The sequence below is a fragment of the Pseudomonas sp. NPDC088414 genome, from assembly GCF_044753325.1.
Taxonomy (GTDB): Bacteria; Pseudomonadota; Gammaproteobacteria; order Pseudomonadales; family Pseudomonadaceae; genus Aquipseudomonas.
In genome coordinates this window covers 1-3,033 of record NZ_JBIVMY010000061.1, presented here as the reverse complement: position 1 = coordinate 3,033, position 3,033 = coordinate 1, and the positions used below count along the sequence as shown (strand labels likewise).

At 51.6% G+C, this 3,033-nt stretch carries 1 rRNA gene; it reads left to right on the top strand.

The features are described 5' to 3' along the window. Positions 1-122 precede the first annotated feature (122 nt). Positions 123-3,014, top strand: a 23S ribosomal RNA gene (locus ACIP8I_RS26885). Positions 3,015-3,033: the final 19 nt, after the last annotated feature.

Below are 3,033 nucleotides of genomic sequence, written 5' to 3'. Positions count from 1 at the left end.
GAACGTTACTTTCACTGGTAACGGATCAGGCTAAGGTAAAATTTGTGAGTGACTCTTAAGAGTTTTGCGAATTTTCGGCGAATGTCGTCTTCACAGTATAACCAGATTGCTTGGGGTTATATGGTCAAGTGAAGAAGCGCATACGGTGGATGCCTTGGCAGTCAGAGGCGATGAAAGACGTGGTAGCCTGCGAAAAGCTTCGGGGAGTCGGCAAACAGACTTTGATCCGGAGATGTCTGAATGGGGGAACCCAGCCATCACAAGATGGTTATCTTGTACTGAATACATAGGTGCAAGAGGCGAACCAGGGGAACTGAAACATCTAAGTACCCTGAGGAAAAGAAATCAACCGAGATTCCCTTAGTAGTGGCGAGCGAACGGGGACTAGCCCTTAAGTGGCTTTGAGATTAGCGGAACGCTCTGGAAAGTGCGGCCATAGTGGGTGATAGCCCTGTACGCGAAAGTCTCTTAGTCATGAAATCGAGTAGGACGGAGCACGAGAAACTTTGTCTGAATATGGGGGGACCATCCTCCAAGGCTAAATACTACTGACTGACCGATAGTGAACTAGTACCGTGAGGGAAAGGCGAAAAGAACCCCGGAGAGGGGAGTGAAATAGATCCTGAAACCGTATGCGTACAAGCAGTGGGAGCCCACTTTGTTGGGTGACTGCGTACCTTTTGTATAATGGGTCAGCGACTTATTTTCAGTGGCGAGCTTAACCGAATAGGGGAGGCGTAGCGAAAGCGAGTCTTAATAGGGCGTCTAGTCGCTGGGAATAGACCCGAAACCGGGCGATCTATCCATGGGCAGGTTGAAGGTTAGGTAACACTGACTGGAGGACCGAACCGACTACCGTTGAAAAGTTAGCGGATGACCTGTGGATCGGAGTGAAAGGCTAATCAAGCTCGGAGATAGCTGGTTCTCCTCGAAAGCTATTTAGGTAGCGCCTCATGTATCACTGTAGGGGGTAGAGCACTGTTTCGGCTAGGGGGTCATCCCGACTTACCAAACCGATGCAAACTCCGAATACCTACAAGTGCCGAGCATGGGAGACACACGGCGGGTGCTAACGTCCGTCGTGAAAAGGGAAACAACCCAGACCGTCAGCTAAGGTCCCAAAGTTATGGTTAAGTGGGAAACGATGTGGGAAGGCTTAGACAGCTAGGAGGTTGGCTTAGAAGCAGCCACCCTTTAAAGAAAGCGTAATAGCTCACTAGTCGAGTCGGCCTGCGCGGAAGATGTAACGGGGCTCAAACCATACACCGAAGCTACGGGTATCACGCAAGTGATGCGGTAGAGGAGCGTTCTGTAAGCCTGTGAAGGTGAGTTGAGAAGCTTGCTGGAGGTATCAGAAGTGCGAATGCTGACATGAGTAACGACAATGGGTGTGAAAAACACCCACGCCGAAAGACCAAGGTTTCCTGCGCAACGTTAATCGACGCAGGGTTAGTCGGTCCCTAAGGCGAGGCTGAAAAGCGTAGTCGATGGAAAACAGGTTAATATTCCTGTACTTCTGGTTATTGCGATGGAGGGACGGAGAAGGCTAGGCCAGCTTGGCGTTGGTTGTCCAAGTTTAAGGTGGTAGGCTGAGATCTTAGGTAAATCCGGGATCTTAAGGCCGAGAGCTGATGACGAGTTACCCTTTGGGTGACGAAGTGGTTGATGCCATGCTTCCAAGAAAAGCTTCTAAGCTTCAGATAACCAGGAACCGTACCCCAAACCGACACAGGTGGTTGGGTAGAGAATACCAAGGCGCTTGAGAGAACTCGGGTGAAGGAACTAGGCAAAATGGCACCGTAACTTCGGGAGAAGGTGCGCCGGTGAGGGTGAAGGACTTGCTCCGTAAGCTCATGCCGGTCGAAGATACCAGGCCGCTGCGACTGTTTATTAAAAACACAGCACTCTGCAAACACGAAAGTGGACGTATAGGGTGTGACGCCTGCCCGGTGCCGGAAGGTTAATTGATGGGGTTAGCTAACGCGAAGCTCTTGATCGAAGCCCCGGTAAACGGCGGCCGTAACTATAACGGTCCTAAGGTAGCGAAATTCCTTGTCGGGTAAGTTCCGACCTGCACGAATGGCGTAACGATGGCGGCGCTGTCTCCACCCGAGACTCAGTGAAATTGAAATCGCTGTGAAGATGCAGTGTATCCGCGGCTAGACGGAAAGACCCCGTGAACCTTTACTATAGCTTTGCACTGGACTTTGAATTTGCTTGTGTAGGATAGGTGGGAGGCTTTGAAGCGTGGACGCCAGTTCGCGTGGAGCCATCCTTGAAATACCACCCTGGCAACTTTGAGGTTCTAACTCAGGTCCGTTATCCGGATCGAGGACAGTGTATGGTGGGTAGTTTGACTGGGGCGGTCTCCTCCTAAAGAGTAACGGAGGAGTACGAAGGTGCGCTCAGACCGGTCGGAAATCGGTCGTAGAGTATAAAGGCAAAAGCGCGCTTGACTGCGAGACAGACACGTCGAGCAGGTACGAAAGTAGGTCTTAGTGATCCGGTGGTTCTGTATGGAAGGGCCATCGCTCAACGGATAAAAGGTACTCCGGGGATAACAGGCTGATACCGCCCAAGAGTTCATATCGACGGCGGTGTTTGGCACCTCGATGTCGGCTCATCACATCCTGGGGCTGAAGCCGGTCCCAAGGGTATGGCTGTTCGCCATTTAAAGTGGTACGCGAGCTGGGTTTAGAACGTCGTGAGACAGTTCGGTCCCTATCTGCCGTGGACGTTTGAGATTTGAGAGGGGCTGCTCCTAGTACGAGAGGACCGGAGTGGACGAACCTCTGGTGTTCCGGTTGTCACGCCAGTGGCATTGCCGGGTAGCTATGTTCGGGAAAGATAACCGCTGAAAGCATCTAAGCGGGAAACTTGCCTCAAGATGAGATCTCACTGGAACCTTGAGTTCCCTGAAGGGCCGTCGAAGACTACGACGTTGATAGGTTGGGTGTGTAAGCGCTGTGAGGCGTTGAGCTAACCAATACTAATTGCCCGTGAGGCTTGACCATATAACACCCAAGCAATCTG